At 67.0% G+C, this 15,280-nt stretch carries 13 protein-coding genes and 1 tRNA gene; 9 read left to right on the top strand and 5 right to left on the bottom strand.

From position 1 onward, the window contains the following. Positions 1-111 precede the first annotated feature (111 nt). Entirely contained in the window at positions 112-1,467 is a 1,356-nt protein-coding gene (locus ACZYZ3_RS07465; protein WP_463963189.1) for an MFS transporter, read from the top strand. Positions 1,468-1,550: 83 nt separating this feature from the next. Here ACZYZ3_RS07465 and ACZYZ3_RS07460 read toward each other — a convergent pair whose 3' ends face one another. The 3 genes from ACZYZ3_RS07460 to ACZYZ3_RS07450 all read right to left on the bottom strand — a co-directional run bounded on the left by ACZYZ3_RS07460 (position 1,551) and on the right by ACZYZ3_RS07450 (position 3,044). After that, positions 1,551-2,699, bottom strand: a complete 1,149-nt coding sequence (locus ACZYZ3_RS07460) for a N(5)-(carboxyethyl)ornithine synthase (protein ID WP_463963188.1) — start codon at positions 2,697-2,699, stop codon at positions 1,551-1,553. A gap of 8 nt (positions 2,700-2,707) precedes the next feature. Next, positions 2,708-2,857, bottom strand: a complete 150-nt coding sequence (locus ACZYZ3_RS07455; RefSeq protein WP_463963187.1) for a hypothetical protein — start codon at positions 2,855-2,857, stop codon at positions 2,708-2,710. Between the two features lie 113 nt (positions 2,858-2,970). Further along, positions 2,971-3,044, bottom strand: a tRNA-Gly gene (locus ACZYZ3_RS07450). A gap of 268 nt (positions 3,045-3,312) precedes the next feature. Here ACZYZ3_RS07450 and ACZYZ3_RS07445 point away from each other — a divergent pair. Next, the gene (locus ACZYZ3_RS07445) at positions 3,313-4,230 is read left to right on the top strand and encodes a PaaX family transcriptional regulator (RefSeq protein ID WP_463963186.1); all 918 of its coding nucleotides are present in this window, start codon (positions 3,313-3,315) and stop codon (positions 4,228-4,230) included. A gap of 30 nt (positions 4,231-4,260) precedes the next feature. Here the strand turns inward: ACZYZ3_RS07445 and ACZYZ3_RS07440 are convergent, their stop codons facing one another. After that, complete coding sequence (locus ACZYZ3_RS07440; RefSeq protein WP_463963185.1) at positions 4,261-4,662, bottom strand: RidA family protein; 402 nt, start codon at positions 4,660-4,662, stop codon at positions 4,261-4,263. Between the two features lie 243 nt (positions 4,663-4,905). Here ACZYZ3_RS07440 and ACZYZ3_RS07435 point away from each other — a divergent pair, with 243 nt between their 5' ends. The 5 genes from ACZYZ3_RS07435 to ACZYZ3_RS07415 all read left to right on the top strand — a co-directional run bounded on the left by ACZYZ3_RS07435 (position 4,906) and on the right by ACZYZ3_RS07415 (position 11,269). Beyond that, entirely contained in the window at positions 4,906-5,778 is an 873-nt protein-coding gene (locus ACZYZ3_RS07435) for a fumarylacetoacetate hydrolase family protein (RefSeq protein ID WP_463963184.1), read from the top strand. A gap of 45 nt (positions 5,779-5,823) precedes the next feature. Continuing rightward, positions 5,824-6,273: a cupin domain-containing protein gene (locus ACZYZ3_RS07430; protein ID WP_463963183.1), complete on the top strand. Its 450-nt coding sequence runs from the start codon at positions 5,824-5,826 to the stop codon at positions 6,271-6,273. Then, the gene (locus ACZYZ3_RS07425) at positions 6,270-7,142 is read left to right on the top strand and encodes an acyl-CoA thioesterase (protein WP_463963182.1); all 873 of its coding nucleotides are present in this window, start codon (positions 6,270-6,272) and stop codon (positions 7,140-7,142) included. The genes ACZYZ3_RS07430 and ACZYZ3_RS07425 overlap by 4 nt, the downstream gene beginning before the upstream one ends. An 85-nt stretch (positions 7,143-7,227) precedes the next feature. Then, the gene (locus ACZYZ3_RS07420; RefSeq protein ID WP_463963181.1) at positions 7,228-8,877 is read left to right on the top strand and encodes an AMP-binding protein; all 1,650 of its coding nucleotides are present in this window, start codon (positions 7,228-7,230) and stop codon (positions 8,875-8,877) included. Between the two features lie 10 nt (positions 8,878-8,887). Beyond that, on the top strand, positions 8,888-11,269 hold the full coding sequence (locus tag ACZYZ3_RS07415) for a bifunctional salicylyl-CoA 5-hydroxylase/oxidoreductase (protein WP_463963180.1): 2,382 nt from the start codon (positions 8,888-8,890) through the stop codon (positions 11,267-11,269). Positions 11,270-11,337: 68 nt separating this feature from the next. On the opposite strand, the gene ACZYZ3_RS07410 is transcribed toward ACZYZ3_RS07415, so the two are convergent. Next, on the bottom strand, positions 11,338-11,787 hold the full coding sequence (locus ACZYZ3_RS07410; protein WP_463963179.1) for an acyl-CoA thioesterase: 450 nt from the start codon (positions 11,785-11,787) through the stop codon (positions 11,338-11,340). A gap of 80 nt (positions 11,788-11,867) precedes the next feature. On the opposite strand from ACZYZ3_RS07410, the gene ACZYZ3_RS07405 reads away from it, so the two are divergent. Both ACZYZ3_RS07405 and ACZYZ3_RS07400 read left to right on the top strand, forming a co-directional pair. Next, on the top strand, positions 11,868-13,652 hold the full coding sequence (locus tag ACZYZ3_RS07405; protein ID WP_463963178.1) for a thiamine pyrophosphate-binding protein: 1,785 nt from the start codon (positions 11,868-11,870) through the stop codon (positions 13,650-13,652). Positions 13,653-13,792: 140 nt separating this feature from the next. After that, complete coding sequence (locus ACZYZ3_RS07400) at positions 13,793-15,103, top strand: MFS transporter (RefSeq protein WP_463963177.1); 1,311 nt, start codon at positions 13,793-13,795, stop codon at positions 15,101-15,103. Positions 15,104-15,280: the final 177 nt, after the last annotated feature.

Below are 15,280 nucleotides of genomic sequence, written 5' to 3'. Positions count from 1 at the left end.
GCCGCATTGCGTTTCGTAATGCGAGTTATGCGGTGAATAAGCTTCCACAATCTGTTGCGGCCAGCTTAGCGTTAAGGCATTCCCGCTCACCCGCTCCTTTGAGGACTTTCTGTGGCACCCCCTCCGCCGTTAGAGGCCAACGTGACTGCACTGCCGGACACCAACACCGCGCCCATCGCCGTCGTCAGCCAGCGGCTTCCCTGGCGCCACACCTTCATCTCATTGAAAGTCCGCAATTTCCGCATCTTCGCGATCGGCCACTTCATCGCCGTGATCGCCATCTGGATGCAGCGGATTGCGCAGGACTGGCTGGTGCTCCAGCTCTCCGGTTCCGTCACCGCCGTCGGGATCACCGTGGCGCTGCAGTTCCTGCCCTCGCTCTTTCTGGGCCCGTGGGCGGGCATGATGGCGGACCGTTTCGCGAAGCGAAAGATCCTGATGCTGTGCCAGTCGGTGGCAGCGGTGCTGGCGGCCATCCTCGCGGTGCTGGCGCTGAGCCAGCGGATCGAGGTCTGGCACGTGTACGTGATCGCGCTTGCCCTGGGCCTGGTCACAGTGCTGGACCAGCCTGCGCGGCAGGTCTTCGTCAATGAACTCGTCGGCCCGGCCTACCTGCGGAACGCCATCAGCGTCAATTCCACGACGTTCCAGCTCGGCGGCCTGATCGGGCCGGCGCTCGCCGGGCTGCTGCTGACCGCGGTGGGGGCCGGCTGGGCGTTCGCCGCGAACGCCGTCGCCTGCTGCTTCACCGTCGCGATGCTGCTCACGCTGCGGAAGGACCAGCTGCACATCAGCGCGCCGGTGCCCAAGCGCAAGGGCATGCTGCGGGAGGGGCTGGACTATGCGCTGAGCAAACCCACCATCTACTGGCCGTGGCTGATGGCAGGCTTTATCGCCGTGTTCGCGATGAGCCTTCCGGTGCTGCTGGCGGCCTTCGCGGACCACGTCTACGACGTCGGCGCCGGCGGCTACGGCCTGCTGAACGCGCTGGTGGCCCTCGGGGCGCTGGCCGGGGCCATCACGTCCGCCCGCAGGAGGGAACTCCGGCTGCGCTCGGTGATCCTGGGGGCAGGAATGTACGGGCTGATGCTGTGCCTCGCCTCGCTGGCGCCCTCGATGGTGTGGTTCGGGGCGGCGATGGTGCTGGCCGGGTTCTGGTGCCTGATGTTCCTGACCGCCGCCAACCAGCTGGTCCAGATCAGCTCCAATATGGCCATCCGCGGGCGCGTCATGAGCCTGTACATCATGGTGCTGATCGGCGGGCAGGCCATTGGCGGGCCGATGCTCGGCTGGCTGGCCGAGCATGTGGATCCGCACACGGCCATCCTGGTCTCCGGCGGGGTGCCGGCACTGGCCGCGGCGACGGTCGCCGTCGTTCTGGCGCGCCGCGACCAGCTGATGCTCAAGGTGGACCTGAAGGACCGGCGGCGGCTCGTGAGGATTGTCCGCGCAGCCGCCACACGCTAGCTTTCCACACAGTTTTCGGACAGCCGCTGCGTGGATCCAGGCAGCGGCTGTCCTCTTCTGTAGCGGAAACCGGGAGAGCGGTGCTAGTCCGCCAGCGGCAGGTGCGGGTACTCCGGATTCCGCTGCTGGAACTGCAGGACGTCCGGATTGAGGATCACGCCGTCGCGGATTTCGATCGCACGGCGGATGGTCTCGTTCCCGGCCCAGGCCCCGGGGCCGGCGATCACGGTCTCCAGGAACGGCAGCAGCGCCTCGCTGATTTCCCAGCTGGAGGAATTCCAGAGATAGGACGGGCTGTGGTCCACCGCGTAGTAGTCGATATGGTCCCCGACCTTGAACCTCGGCTCGGCGAACGTGGTGGTTTTCGCCCAGCTGAAGCCCATGCCCTCGTCGCAGGACACGTCCACGATCAGGCTTCCTGGCCGGAACGCGTCCAGGTCCTCCGTCCGCAGGTACGTCAGCGGCGCGTTCGGGTCCTGCAGGGTGCAGTTGACCACGATGTCGCTCTCGGCCAGGAACGGCGCAAGCGGCACGCGGCCCCTCCCGGTGATGACCTGGCTGAGGAACGGCGCCTGGTGGTCGTGATCGAACTGGGCGATCCGCACCGAATGGATGGGGGAGCCCACCGCGGCAACCCCGCGGTTGGTCAGCACCTGGACGTCGTGGACGCCGTGGGCATTGAGGGCCGTGACCGCGCCGCGGGCCGTGGCCCCGAAGCCGATGACGACGGCGCTCAGCCGCCGGCCGTAATCCCCGGTGGTACCGGTCAGGGACAGGGCGTGCAGCACGGAGCAGTAGCCGGCCAGCTCGTTGTTCTTGTGGAACACGTGCAGGCCGAAGCCGCCGTCGCTGGCCCAGTGGTTCATCGCCTCGAAGGCGATCAGGGTGAGCTTCTTGTCGATCGCCAGCTGCGTGATGGCCCGGTCCTGGACACAGTGCGGCCAGCCCCAGAGGACCTGCCCGTCCCGCAGTTCGGCGAGGTCCTCGGGCTGCGGCTTGGGCAGGAGGACGACGTCGGCCTCGGCCAGCAGCTGCGCGCGCGGTACGATGCGCCCCACGAGCGGTGCCAGGTGCTCGTCCGAAACGCCGAAGCGCTCGCCGTAGCCCTCTTCCAGAATCAGCTGCTCCCGGAGCTGCGGGGCGATGCGGTCCAAGTGGAGGGGGTGGATCGGAAGGCGCCGCTCGTCGGGTTTCCGCGTGGTGGCAAGGACTCCGAGGGTGAGGTGGCTCATGGCGCCGCTCACTTCTTTTTGGGGCTCGCCGGCTTGGAGCTGGTGGCCTTGTCCAGCGAGCTGGGCGGCGCTGCAGCGGCCCTCTTGTCAGCCCGCTTTTCCTTGATGGATTTGCCGGACTTCTTGGATGCTTCTTGACGGGGGGATTTGTCAGCCATGATCGCTCCTGTAGCGGAACCGGAAAGGTTCCTGACTTCGAACGATACAGGTTGCGACCTAACAGTCCGGGAGGTCCGCCGGGCTGGGTTCCGGCCATGGCCGTGCGGGGAATTGGAGCGGCTGACGGGAATCGAACCCGCGTATCAAGCTTGGGAAGCTAGCGCTCTACCATTGAGCTACAGCCGCAGTGGGACCGTCCGAAAGGCCGGACCTGGTCCCGGGGAACAACGAGATTCACCTTACCCCAGCCGGAAGCCTTCGCAGAACACCCGCGCCAGTTTCTGATCCTCGCGTGCCATGTGGCGCGCGCCGCCGAGACCGAACACGACGGCGGGCCCGATGGTGGAGCACGGCGGATACGGTACGCCGACTGTCCGCGGAGCGTCCTGGCCGTGGCGGCACGCAGACCTCTATAGCCTAGATCCATGACTGTTTTGCTGAGGGAAGACCGACGGTGGTAGAACACCCCGCGCCGCCGCCGGGCGACGGGCCTGACTCCGATCCCGCTGCCGGAAGCGCCGTCCCCAAGCCGACCCCACGGCACCAGCAGCTGATCGTAACGATTTACGGCCTGTACGGTCGCACCAGCGGGGGCGCCCTGCCGGTCTCGGTGCTGATCTCCATGCTCGATGACCTTGGCGTCGAGTCCTCCGGGGTGCGCTCTTCCGTGTCCAGGCTCAAGCGCCGCGGAGTGCTGGACAGCGTCAAACAGGGCGGAGTTGCCGCCTACCGCCTGGCCCCCAATCTCGAGGATGTCTTCCAGGAAGGTGACCGCCGCATCTTCTCACCCCGGCGGGCGACGGCGGCCGACCGCTGGTTACTCATCGCCTTTTCCGTCCCGGAATCGCAGCGCCACCTTCGCCACCAGCTGCGCAGCATGCTGACCAGGATGGGCTTCGGGTCTGTTACCCCGGGCCTCTGGATTGCCCCGGGCAATACCTATGAGGACATCAGCCATCAGCTTGAGCGGACGGGGCTGACCGAGTACGTGGAGTTCTTTAGGGCCGAGCACCTGACTGCCGGCGATGTCAAGGACAAGGTTTCCCGGTGGTGGGACCTTCCGGCCCTTGAATCGCTCTACGCGGAATTCATCGACCGCTTCGCGCCGGTGCTGGCGCGCTGGGACTCCGCGGGCGAGGCTGCGGCCGGGCCCGATGCCGACCGCGTGGCCTTCGCGGATTACGTCCAGCTTCTCACCCAGTGGCGCCGGCTGCCGTATCTGGATCCGGGCCTGCCGGCGGAGTTCCTGCCGTCCGGCTGGCACGGGCTCACCGCGGAGCGGATCTTCGCGGAACTGCACCGCCTCCTGAACGGCCCGGCCCGCCGGCACGCCGAGCGGCTCCTGGCGGCGGCGGGCCGTTCAGGTACGTAGGCTGCGCCGCACCGGGCGGTGGCCCTGGTCCTATCCCTGGCCTGATACGACGGCGATGGCCTGGATCTCGATCAGCGCCTCTGCCTGCCACAGCCGCGTGACGCCGACGCCGGCCATCGCGGGGTAGTCGGTGCCCGCCATCTCGCGCCAGATCCGCCCGATTTCGCGGCCGTTCCGCTGGTAGTCCTCGACGTCGGTGAGGTAAATGTTGACGTTGACCAGGTCAGAGGGCATGCCCCCCGCTTCAGCGAGGGTGGTGAGGACGTTGGAGAAGCACTGGCGGAACTGCTCCACGATGCCGCCGGGAACGATGTTGCCGTTGATGTCCATGGCCGTCTGGCCGCCAAGGTATACGGTGCTGCCGGCCAGGACGCCGTGGGCGAAGCCCGAAGGTTTGGCCAGCGCTGCGGGGTTAATGACCTTGTGGTTCATGGTGGCTCCTCAGTGAGTCGGCGGTGGTGGGTAATTGCGAAGGTACATGCGGGCGGGCCGGCGCTGGCCGGCGGGCGGATCCGGAACAGCTGCCGGTCTACCCAAACCGGTGAATTCGTGTTAACTTGAGCATATGTGACGACCGTAAAAATGTCGACATACCCACCTGGGAGTGCCGCAGCGGACACGTCGCCGGAGCCGGCAAAGGGGCCGGCTCCGCCGTCGAACCGGAAGTGAAGAATCATGCGCCTTGCGACCGTCCGTACAGCAGCCAGCGACGCCGCGGGTGGCCCCGCCACCCGCGCCGCCGTGCAGTCGGGAGACCGTTTTGTGCTCCTGGCTGCGCGGGATCTCAGTGAACTGCTGGCAAGCGCCGGCTGGCAGGAACAGGCGGTGGCCGCCGTTGCCGCCGCGGGAGCGGCGGGCAGCACCCCGGGAGGCTCCATCGCGGTTGGCGACGCCCGATTCGCCACCGCGCTGCCGCGCCCGTCCAAGGTCATTTGCTGCGGACTGAACTACACGGACCACATTGCGGAAATGGGCCGGGAGCTGCCGGAATACCCCACCCTGTTCGCCAAGTTCGCGGACACCCTGATCGGCGATGGCGAGGTCATCGACGCCGCCGGGCACGGCGCCAAGCTGGACTGGGAAGCGGAACTGGCGGTCGTCGTCGGGGCCCCGCTCAAAAATGCCTCGCCGGAGGAGGCCTCCGCCGCGATCGCAGGCTACACCGTGGCGAACGACATCTCCATGCGTGACTGGCAGAGCCGCACCCTGCAATGGTTCCAGGGGAAGGCCTTCGACCGCACGACCCCGCTCGGCCCGGTGCTCGTGACTCCGGATGAGTGCGACCCCGAGGCCGGTGTCCGGGTCCGCTGCCTGGTCAACGGCGAAGAGGTCCAGAACGGCAACACCAAAACGCTCGTTTTCACGGCGGCCGCCCTGCTGTCCTATATTTCCACCTTCACCCGGCTGAACCCGGGCGATGTCGTCCTCACCGGTACCCCCGGCGGGGTCGGCATGGGCGCCACCCCGCCGCGATACCTGCACGACGGCGATGTGGTCACCACCGAGATCGAGGGCATCGGCACGCTCACGAACACTGTCCGTCTCTAAGCCACAACCCCGCCATATTCGCCCGCCATACAGAGAGGCATCACCATGACAAAACAGATCAGCCAGCAGGTGACCGAACAGATCGTCCCCGTCGTCACCCGCAAAGGTGCAGAGCACCGCGATACCGGCCAGTCCGGCGGAGCCGTCCGGATCTCCGGCGTCAGCACGCAGCACACCCCTGCTACAAAAATCTGGTACGGCCAGGTCAGCAACGAACCCGGCTACCGCTCCTTCCCGCACCACCACGGCGAGGCCGAGACCGGAGGCTACGTGCTGCGCGGCCACGGCCGGATCTACTTCGGTGAGGACTACAAGGAATTCATTGACATGACCGAGGGGGACTGGGTCTTCGTTCCGCCATACATGCCGCACGTTGAGGCGAACATGAGCATCACCGGGGAACTCGTCTGGCTGACGGCGCGCACTCCGGAGAACATCGTGGTGAACCTCGACGACGTCGACGACTCCACGCTCGAAGGGTACCGCCGGGCATGAGCCCTACCTCCGAGATCCTCCTCTCAGCCTTGGAGCTGACGCCCGCCGAGCCGGAATTCCTCGACGAGGCCTACACCGCCACGACGCAGTACGTGCCCTGGCCCAAAGCCTATGGGGGCGACATGGTGGCCCAGGCTGCGGCCGCCGCAATGCGCTCGGTGGGGGATGACCGCTCGCTGCACTCGATGCACAGCTACTTCATGCGGCCGGCGGACATCGGCGCCGAGGTCCGTTACGAGGTGGAGCGGCTTCGCGACGGGCGGGGTTACTCCACCCGCCAGGTCCGCGCCTACCAAGGCGGCAAGACCGTCTACGTGGCCATGGCTTCCTTCCATGCGGAGGAAAGCGGCCAGGAATTCGCCCGTGCCATGCCAGCCGGAATCCCGGAGCCGGAGACGCTGCCGTCCTCCGCCGACGTGCTCGACGGCGTCGAGGGCGACGCTGCGGCCTACTGGTCCGGCGGCCGGAGCTTCGACATGCGGCACGTTCCGGGCTCCGTGTACCTCAGCGTGGAGGGGGAGCCGGTGCCCCACCAGGCCGTCTGGGTGAAGGCTTTCGACCGGCTGCCGGACGACGCAGACCTGCAACGGGCAGCGCTGGCCTACGTCTGCGACTACACCATCCTCGAACCAGTGCTCCGCGTGCACGGCTACGCCTGGGGTGACCCGGGCCTGGTCACAGCCAGCCTGGACCACGCCATGTGGTTCCACCGCGAGGGGCGGGTGGACGACTGGCTGCTCTACGTGCAGGAAGCAGTCTCGGCGCAGGCCAGCCGCGGCCTCGCCCAGGGGCACTTTTACGACCGGCAGGGCAGGCTCCTCGCCACGGTGGTCCAGGAAGGCATGATCCGGAAGTCGACTGCTCCGTAACTGCCCTTTTGGGCTGCCAAAACGGCCGTTTCGGAGCAATCCATGGCCCAACACCTCCTATCAATGACGATACGAAAGGCTTGCAATGGAACTGACGCCCTCGGCGCACCAGGACACCTTTGCGCGTGACAACCTGCCCCCGGCATCGCAGTGGCCGGAACTGGAGTTCACGCTCCCGGAACTGCAGTACCCGCAGCGGCTCAACGCGGCCACCGCATTGATTGATGACGCCGTTCGCAGCTTTGGTGCCGACCGCCCGGCCCTGCTCACCCCGGACGGCATTCTCTGGAGCTACGGGGAGCTGCAGCGCCGCGCCAACCAGGTGGCCCAAGTCCTCGTGGAGGACTGCGGGATAGTCCCCGGGAACCGCGTGATGCTGCGGTCGCCGAACAACCCGTGGCTGGTCGCGGCCTGGCTCGGGGTGCTCAAAGCCGGCGCCGTGGTCGTCACGATCATGCCGGCTTTGCGTGCCAATGAGATCCGGACACTGCTGGAGCTGACCCGGCCGGCCGCCGCCCTGTGCGACCGCCGCTTCCTGGACGATCTGGCCGAAGCAGCCGGAGACGACATCCCGGTGCTGGCCATGGGCGGCAGCACCGGCACGGACCTCGCCGCCCGCTGCGCTGCCAAGAGCGGCGAGTTCACCGGTGTCCCGACGGCGGCGGACGATGTCGCGCTGCTCGGCCCGACCTCGGGCACCACCGGGACACCGAAGATCACCATGCACTTCCACCGCGACATCCTCGCCAACGCGGACACCTTCGCCAGGCACATCCTGGCGCCGACGCCGGAGGATATCTTCGCGGGGTCCCCGCCGCTGGCCTTCACCTTCGGCCTGGGCGGCCTGGTGGTCTTCCCGCTGCGCTTCGGCGCCGCAGCGCTGCTGACTGAACGCACCACCCCGCTAGAGCTGGCGCAGGCCGTGCATGCGGCGAAAGCCACCATTCTGTTCACTGCTCCGACGGCGTACAAGGCCATCCTCAAGGAGGGCGCCGAGGGGCTGCTCGCCAGCCTCCGGACCGCCGTTTCGGCCGGGGAGCACCTACCGGCCGAAACCTGGCGCACCGTCCATGAACGCACCGGCCTGAAGCTGGTCAACGGCATCGGCGCCACCGAAATGCTGCACGTCTTCATCTCCGCGGCAGGGGACGACATCCGCGCCGGCGCCACCGGCACCGCCATCCCCGGATACCGGGCCACGATCCTTGATGAAGTGGGCCGGGAACTCGGACCGAACGCCGTCGGGCGCCTCGCCGTGATCGGCCCCACAGGGTGCCGCTACCTGAACGATTCCCGCCAGCTGGACTACGTCGTCGACGGCTGGAACGTCACCGGGGACACCTTCAGCCGGGACGAGGACGGCTATTTCTATTACCAGGCACGCTCCGACAACATGATCGTGTCCTCCGGCTACAACATCGGCGCACCCGAGGTTGAAGCCGCCATTGACCAGCACCCGGACGTGGTGGAAAACGCCGTCGTCGGCAGGCCGGACCCCGACCGTGGCGCCGTGGTCTGCGCCTTCATCGTGCTGCGTGGGGGCGTCGAGGCCGATGACGCGAAACGCAAGGAGATCCAGGACTTCGTGAAGCGCACCATCGCCCCGTACAAGTACCCGCGACAGGTCACCTTCGTCGACGGCCTGCCCCGCAACCCGAGCGGCAAGCTCCAGCATTTCCGGCTGCGCGAGCAGCTGGCCGCTGACACCGCTACCCCCGAACACCAGAACGCTTGAGAGGCAGTACATGAAAATCGCAATCATAGGCGGCGGTCCGGGCGGACTCTACTTCGCCGCCCTCATGAAGCAGCTGGATCCGAACCACGAGGTCACCGTCTGGGAAAGGAACGCCGCGACCGACACCTTCGGTTTCGGCGTCGTCTTCAGCGACGAAACCCTCGGCGGCATCGGCAACGCTGACACAGTGATCGCCGAGTACATGTCCGAGCGCTTCGCCCGCTGGACCGACATTGACATCCACTTCAAGGATCAGCGGCACACCGTCGGCGGCCAGGGCTTTGCGGCCATGAGCCGCAAGGAGCTGCTCGAGCTGCTGCAGCGCCGCTGCGCCGAACTCGGCGTAGACCTCCACTTCAGCACCCTGGCGCCGGACGTCGAGGAACTCAGCCGCGACTACGACCTCGTCCTCGCCGCGGACGGCCTGAACTCCGCCGTCCGCTCGCGATTCGCCGAGGTTTTCCAGCCCAGCCTCGACGTCCGCAAGTCCAAATACATGTGGCTCGGCACCGACCTCGTCTTCGAGGCGTTCAAGTTCTTTGTCAAGGACACCGAGCACGGCGTCATGCAGATCCACGGCTACCCCTATTCGGACGAGGGAAGCACCTTCATCGTGGAAATGCACGAGGACGTCTGGCGCAGCGCCGGTTTCGACGCCACCGAACACCAGTCCTTCCGGCCCGGCGAAAGCGACGAGGCGGCCGTGGACACAATCCGCGACCTCTTCGCCGCGGAGCTTGAGGGGCACGAGGTCCTGGTCAATAACTCCAGGTGGATCAACTTCACCACGGTCCGCAACGAGTCCTGGCGGCACGGCAACATCGTGCTCCTCGGCGACGCCGCCCACACCGCGCACTTCTCCATCGGCTCCGGTACCAAGCTGGCCATGGAGGACTCCCTCGCCCTGGCTGCCTGCCTGCACGAACACGACGAGCTCGGGGCCGCGCTGGGAGCCTACGAAACCGAGCGCCGCCCGGTCGTTGAATCCACCCAGCGCGCCGCCCAGGCTTCGCTGGAATGGTTCGAGAACATCGGCATGTACAGGGACCAGAACCCGGTCCAGTTCTGCTTCAACCTGCTCACCCGCAGCCGCCGCATCACCTACGACAACCTCAAGCTGCGGGATCCCGAGTTTGCCGCCCGCGTGGACGGGGAATTTGCGCGCACACAGGGTATCCAGGGCAGTGCCCCTGCCATGTTCCAGCCCTACCGGATCGGCGGACTGGAACTGAAGAACCGGATTGTCGTCTCACCAATGGACATGTACTCGGCCACCGACGGTGTGCCGGGCAACTTCCACTTGGTCCACCTTGGCAGCAAGGCCCTTGGCGGCGCCGGCCTGGTCATGACGGAGATGGTCTGCGTCTCCGAGACCGGCCGCATCACCCCTGGCTGCAGCGGCCTCTACAACGAGGCCCAGCAGGAGAGCTGGCGCGAGATTGTCGACTTCGTGCACCACCGTTCGACGGCGGCTATCGGTGTCCAGCTGGGCCATTCGGGCCGCAAGGGCTCCACCAAGCTCATGTGGGATGGCATCGACGAACCGCTGCCCGAGGGTGGCTGGGAGCCGGTTGGGCCCTCGGCGATTCCCTACGGGCCCGACAGTCCGGCGCCGCGCGAACTCAGCCGCGCTGAAATGGGCCAGGTCCGGGACGAGTTCGCCGCCGCCACTGTCCGGGCAGCCGCTTCGGGCTTCGACCTGCTGGAGCTGCACTGCGCACATGGCTACCTGCTCTCCTCGTTCCTGTCGCCGCTGGCCAACCGGCGCGGCGACGACTACGGCGGGTCGCTGGAAAACCGGCTGCGTTACCCTCTGGAGGTGTTCGACGCGGTCCGCGCCGCCTGGCCAGCCAACAAGCCGCTGACCGTGCGGCTCTCCGCGACGGACTGGGCCCCCGGCGGCAACGACGAGCACGACGCCGTCGCGATCGCCCGGGCCTTCGCGGAGCACGGCGCCGACGGGGTGGACGTCTCCTCCGGCCAGGTGGTCAAGGAGGAGAAGCCGGCCTACGGCCGCAGCTACCAGACCCCGTTCGCGGACCGCATCCGGCAGGAAGTAGCGCACAAGGCAGGCGTGGCGGTGATCGCGGTGGGCGCGGTGTCCTCCTACGACGACGTCAACTCGATCCTGCTTGCAGGCCGCGCGGACCTGTGTGCCCTCGGCCGCACGCACCTGTTTGATCCGCAGTGGACCCTGCATGCGGCGATCGAGCAGGACTACCGCGGTCCCGGCGCCGACTGGCCGCAGCAGTTCCAGGCCGGCAGCCGGAAGCCGCCGGCGGCCCGCACCGACGCGGTCCGGCCCCGGCTGGCGCTCGTGCGGGAGCCGGAGATCGCCGGACTGCCGACGCACCTGCGCTGGACGCCGGCGAAGGTTCCGGCGTCGGTCTAGCGCCGGTTGGAGGGCCGCTGCCCGGTGCCTCGATGGCGCGGTTCCGGGCAGCGGCAGGGGCGGTACGGTCAGTCCAGGCCGGAGACGCCGCGGGCGGTGACTTTGGCCGTCAGCTCCGCCGGCCACGGGGTGGCGGCCGTGGCGCCCTGGGCGACGTGGGCCGTCACGAAGGACCCGTGGGCGGCGATGGCTCGGGCCTCGCCGCGGAATTCCTCGCCCCACACTTCAAAGCTGAACGTCATGGACGTGCGGCCGATTTTCTCGACCACTACGGTGGTGGTGACCTGCTGGCCGAAGTACAACTTCGCACGGTAGTTAAGTTCGTGGCGCACCCGTGGAGCAGAAGGGAAATACTCCGGCAGGTCAAGGTCCCGGAACAACTTGGCCTCGCAGGCCTCGACGCAGCGGAGCACCGCAGAATTGTGCTGATGCCCCGCGGCATCCGTATCCACCCATTCGATGGTCCGTTCCAGAGTTGCCGTCGTGGCGGTGTTGGGGAGGGAATGAAGGTGGTTCATGGAGGCCGCCTGGAAGTTCGAAGAGCAGTCAGCAACAGCGCAGTACCCAGCCGCTGCAGTACTCAATGGAAGGTAAGTCCATGGTAGTAGCTTCACACGTTTCCCCCGGCGCCCCGGAAGTGGCCCGCAGGCCGGTCGACGCGGCCCGGGAGGCCCCCGGCGACCCGGTGCAGCAACCGTCCGCGACCGTCGCGCAGCTCGTGGGCCGGACCCTGGCGGAGCTCGGCGTCGGGCACGTCTTCGGCGTCGTTGGCAGCGGCAACTTCGAGGTGACCAATGCCCTGCGCCGGGCCGGGGTGCCCTACACCGCTGCCCGGCACGAGGGCGGCGCGGCCACCATGGCCGACGCCTTTTCCCGGATGTCCGGCCTGGTGGGCGTTGTGAGCACCCACCAGGGTTGCGGGCTCAGCAACGCCGTCACCGGGATCGGGGAAGCCGCCAAGAGCCGCACCCCGCTGATCGTGCTGACGGCCGACACCCAGGGCTCCGCGGTCCGGTCCAACTTCAAGATCGACCAGGATGCCCTCGCCCGCAGCGTCGGAGCAGTGAGCGAACGGATCCATTCCCCGGCCACCGCTGTGGCCGACACCATCCGGGCCTTCCGCACCGCCCGGAACGAACGCCGCACCGTCGTGCTCAACCTGCCTCTCGATGTCCAGTCGGCCCCGGCCCCGGCTGCCACACAGACAGCGGCGGCCCGCCGCGCCGCTGTCGCGGACCCCCAGCCGGTTCGTCCGGCCGCCGCCAGCGTCCGTCGCCTGGCGCACCTGATCAATGCCGCGGAGCGCCCGGTCTTCGTGGCGGGCCGCGGGGCCAGGAACGCTCGCGGGGAACTGCTTAGCCTTGCCGCGCATGCCGGGGCGCTCGTGGCGACGTCCGCGGTGGCGAATGGTCTGTTCCATGACGAGGAATTCGCCCTCGGGATCTCCGGCGGATTCTCCTCACCGCTCAGTGCCGAGCTGATCCAGGGCGCTGACCTGATCATCGGCTGGGGCTGCGCCCTCAATATGTGGACCATGCGGCACGGGCACTTGATCTCGGCCGGCACCGCAGTGGTCCAGGTCGATGCCGAGGACGCCGCACTCGGCGCCAACCGGCCCATTGACCTCGGAGTGGTGGGGGATTCGGCTCTGACCGCGGCGGATGCCCTCGCGGAATTGCGGACGCTCCAGCCGGCCCCGGCGCAGAGGTACCGCACCGCGCAGACGGCGGCGGCCATCGCCGGAAGCTCGCGCTGGAACACCGTCGAAACGCCGGACCTCTCCGGCGGCGGGCGGATCGATCCGCGGGTACTGAGCCGGGAACTGGACACCATCCTGCCCTCAGACCGGATTGTCTCGATCGACTCGGGCAACTTCATGGGCTATCCCAGTGCCTATCTGAAGGTCCCGGATGAGTTCGGCTTCTGCTTCACCCAGGCCTTCCAGTCGATCGGTCTGGGTCTCTACACCGCGATCGGGGCCGCACTTGCCCGGCCGGACCGGCTGCCGGTCCTCGGAGCCGGGGACGGCGGCTTCCTGATGGGCATCAGCGAACTAGAGACCGCCGTCCGGCTGGAGCTGCCGCTGGTCTGCATCATCTATAACGACGCTGGCTACGGGGCGGAGGTGCACCACTTCGGCGCGGGCGACGAGTCCGGGGGTGGTCCACCCGTTGATCTCGGGACCGTCACCTTCCCGGACACCGACATCGCCGCGATCGCCCGGGGCTTCGGTGCGGACGCAGTTACGGTCCGGAGCGTGGCGGATCTTGAGGCCGTCCGCGCGTGGCTGCAAGAGCGTCCTGCCCGGCCGTTGGTCATTGATGCAAAGATAGCGTCCGACGGCGGTGCCTGGTGGCTCGCCGAAGCTTTCAAAGGCCACTGACACATCTACTCACTGCTGACTATCGTTACAGAAACGTCATATATTGTTTTGTTTACTGTCGGAATCTAGGCGTGACACAGTGAGCACAGCATGTGAGCTATTACATAAATCACAACGAAATCCCAACGAGAGGTACACCCATGACGCAGTCAATGTCGACTGAGTTGCACAACGAGGCCACGCCTCGCTGGAAGGGCCACGCGGTCCTGATCCTGTGCTTCGTGGCCATCGTCTTTGATGGCTATGACCTGGTGGTCTACGGGTCCACTGTTCCCACGATCCTGAAGTTCCAGGAGTGGGGCGTCACCCCCGCCCAGGCCGGGCTGATCGGCAGCCTCGCCCTGGTCGGCATGCTTGTCGGCACCCTCTCGGTCGGCATCCTGACCGACAAGCTGGGCCGCCGACGCATCATGCTGGGCTGCATTGCGTGGTTCTCCACCTTCATGCTGCTCACGGCATTCTCGCCGTCCGCAGAGGTCTTCGGCTTCCTGCGCTTCCTCACCGGCCTCGGCTTGGGCGGCATCGTGCCCACCTGCATTGCGCTGACGGTCGAATATGCCCGCAAGGAGCGGCGCCAGATCGCCAATGCCGTGATGTTCAGCGGCTACTCCGTGGGCGGGGTCGGTGCATCCCTCCTGGCCATTAACCTGCTCCAGCACATCGACTTCCGCTGGATGTACGCGTTTGGCGCACTGCCCCTCGTCACCCTTCTCCCGATTGCCTGGAAGCTCCTGCCTGAATCGGTGGCCTACCTGGCCCGCAAGCAGCGCATCGAAGAGGCCAAAGCCACCGCAGCCCGCTACGGCCTCATTTACTCGGACATCGTCACGGCGGAGGATGTCAAAACCGGCGCCGACGCGCCCAAGTCGGCCATGAAAACCTTGTTCACCCGCAAGTGGGTCCGCTCCACGGTCTTGTTCGCAATGGCGAACTTCTGCGGGCTGCTGTTGGTATACGGACTGAACACGTGGCTGCCGCAGATCATGCGGCAGGCCGGGTTCCAGCTTGGCGACGCCCTGACGTTCCTGCTGGTGCTCAACGCCGGTGCGATCGTTGGCTCCATCAGCGCCTCTGTCCTGGCGGACAAGATCGGCATCCGCAAGGTGGTGACGGCGTCGTTCCTTCTGGCGTTTGTGGCCATTCTTATGCTGAGCCTGCAGCTCCCGCTCGCTATGCTGCTCGTCATCGTCGCCTTCGCCGGGCTCGGCTCGGTGGGAACGCAGATCCTGGTTGGCGGCTACTGCGCCACCCATTACCCGCAGTCCCTGAGCGCCACCGCCCTGAGCTGGTCGCTCGGCATTGGACGCATCGGTGCCATCTGCGGTCCGCTGATCGGCGGGCTGATCGCCGGAATGGCCTTCGGCTGGCAGCTCAACTTCTACATGTTCGCGGCCTTCGCCGTAGTCGGCGCCATTGTGGTGTTCTCGGTGCCGAAGGTGACGGAGAAATAGGATCCGGGAGGTCGTCACAGAGCAGGACACGAGTTCCATAACTCTTCACTCAAGGCCCGTCCCCGCAGCCGCGCGGGGCGGGCCTTGCTGTTTATCCATAGGAAGACAGCTGCAGTCATCAAAACGGGATGCCATGAGCGTGTGTGACTTCCTGCCGGACGCCCGCAATCTGCCGGC

It is taken from the genome of Pseudarthrobacter linnaei (genome assembly GCF_055412825.1).
Note: the sequence above shows the minus strand (reverse complement) of the source record. Positions and strands in the feature narration are given on the sequence as shown.